This is a genomic window from Mesorhizobium sp. M4A.F.Ca.ET.050.02.1.1, assembly GCF_003997725.1.
Classification (GTDB): Bacteria; Pseudomonadota; Alphaproteobacteria; order Rhizobiales; family Rhizobiaceae; genus Mesorhizobium.
This window is the reverse complement of the sequence record NZ_RZSG01000894.1, coordinates 1-2,275: the sequence shown is the minus strand read 5'-3', so window position 1 is coordinate 2,275 and position 2,275 is coordinate 1. Positions and strand designations below refer to the sequence as shown.

The following is a 2,275-nucleotide window of genomic DNA, read 5'->3' as shown; positions in this document are numbered from 1 at the left end:
GGATTATGGCAAGGCGGTCAACCACCTCGCCGGGCGCATAAGGAGGATGGGCTTTTCGAATCTGGTTTCAAAGGTTTACCCGGAGACCCGCCACGAAAGCCTGAACGAGGTCAACCGGGACATCGTCATGGCCGATTTCGCTGCATGGACGGACAGCGTTCTGAAATCCTGATCCCGGCGTGGCCTATTGCATGGGCCGTGACAGGGACGGCCGGGATTGATAGAGGCTGCGTTTTCGACCCAACACGGTGATCCATGGCCGAGCCTCCGCTGAAAGGCATACGCGTTATCGAACTCGCCCGCATCCTCGCCGGGCCCTGGGCGGGGCAATTGCTGGCCGATCTCGGCGCCGACGTCATCAAGGTCGAGAGTCCCGACGGCGGCGACGACACCCGCAAATGGGGCCCTCCCTTCGTCATGAGCCATGACGGCGAGAACCTGTCGGCCGCCTACTATCACTCCTGCAATCGCGGCAAGCGTTCGATCGCCATCGACTTCTCCAAGCCCGAGGGCGCCGATACGCTCCGCCGCCTGGTCGCCACGGCCGACGTTTTGATCGAGAATTTCAAGCTCGGCGGGCTGAGGAAATACGGCCTCGACTACGAGAGCCTGAAGAAGATCAACCCGCGCCTCGTTTATTGCTCGATCACCGGCTTCGGCCAGGACGGGCCGTATGCGCCACGGGCCGGCTATGATTTCATCATCCAGGCCATGGCCGGCATGATGTCGATCACCGGCGAGGCCGGCCGCGAGCCGCAGAAGGCCGGCGTCGCCATCTCCGACCTCTTCACCGGCCTCTATTCGGTGGTCGCCATCCAGGCGGCACTTCGCCATGCCGAGAAGGCCGGCGAGGGCCAGCATATCGACATGGCGCTGTTCGACAGCCAGATCTCGGCGCTCGGCAACCAGAACCTCAACTATCTGGTCTCCGGCAAGTCGCCGGTGCAGATGGGCAACGCGCATATGAACATCGCGCCCTACGAGGTGCTGCCGGTCAGGGACGGCCACATCATCCTGGCCGTCGGCAATGACGGCCAGTTCCAAAAATTCTGCGCGGCGGTCGGTCTCGACGATCTGCCATCGAACCGGGATTTTGCCACCAACCCCGCCCGTGTCGCCAACCGGGCGAGACTGCGCGAGCGCATCATCGAGGCGCTCGAGGCCTTGGATCGCGATCCGCTGCTGGCGAAGCTCGAAGCGGCCAGCGTGCCGGCGAGCCCGATCAACACGATCGGCCAGATGTTCGATGATCCGCAGACCATCGCGCGCGGCATGCGGCTCGACCTCGACGACGGCCACGGCAATCGCCTGCCCTCGGTGCGCGCGCCGATGGTGATGTCCGGCACGCCGCTCGTCTATGAGCGCCCCTCGCCGCGTCTTGGCGAGCACACTGAGGAAATCCTGGCCGAACTGGAGAGATCAGCACGATGAAAACCGGCGGACAACTGATCGTAGAGGCGCTTGAAGCCAACGGCACCGACCGCATCTTCTGCGTGCCGGGCGAATCCTATCTGGCCGTGCTCGACGCGCTGCATGACTCGCCCATCCGCACCATCGTCTGCCGCCAGGAAGGCGGCGCCGCGATGATGGCCGACTGCCAGGGCCGCCTGACCGGCAAGCCCGGCATCTGCTTCGTCACCCGCGGTCCCGGCGCCACCAACGCCTCGGCCGGCATCCACATCGCCATGCAGGATTCGGTCCCGGTGATCCTGTTCATCGGCCAGGTCGCCAGCCACGCCAAGGAGCGCGAGGCCTTCCAGGAGGTCGATTACAAGCGCTTCTTCGGCGACATCGCCAAATGGGTGGTCGAGATCGACGATGCCTCGCGCATCCCCGAATTCGTCACCCGCGCCTTCGCGGTGGCGACGTCTGGCCGTCCCGGCCCGGTCGTCATCTCGCTGCCCGAGGACATGCTGACCAGCGTCGTCGAGGCGCCGGCGGCGCTTCCGCATACCCCGGTCGAGACGCGTCCCGGCGAGGCCGAACTCGACGCGCTGGAAAAGCTTCTGGCCAAGGCCAAACGCCCCTTCGTCATCCTCGGCGGCACCCGCTGGGACGCCGATGCCGTTGCGCATATGCAAGGCATCGCCGAAGCATGGTCGCTGCCGGTCGGCTGCTCCTTCCGCCGCCAGATGCTGTTTGATCATCTGCATCCGAACTATGCCGGCGATGTCGGAATCGGCATCAACCCGAAGCTGGCCACCGCCATCAAGCAGGCCGACCTCGTGCTGCTCATCGGCGGCCGCATGGGCGAGATGCCGTCCTCCGACTATAC

At 65.0% G+C, this 2,275-nt stretch carries 2 protein-coding genes and 1 pseudogene; all 3 read left to right on the top strand.

Going from position 1 to position 2,275, the window contains the following annotated elements:
- A pseudogene (locus EOA33_RS41065) lies at window positions 1-172 on the top strand (alpha/beta hydrolase); the annotation flags it as partial.
- Between the two features lie 83 nt (window positions 173-255).
- On the top strand, window positions 256-1,431 hold the full coding sequence (locus tag EOA33_RS32790) for a CaiB/BaiF CoA-transferase family protein (RefSeq protein WP_126053861.1): 1,176 nt from the start codon (window positions 256-258) through the stop codon (window positions 1,429-1,431).
- Window positions 1,428-2,275: thiamine pyrophosphate-binding protein (locus EOA33_RS32785; RefSeq protein ID WP_245482508.1), on the top strand; the 848-nt coding region annotated here is incomplete at its 3' end. The genes EOA33_RS32790 and EOA33_RS32785, both read left to right, overlap by 4 nt.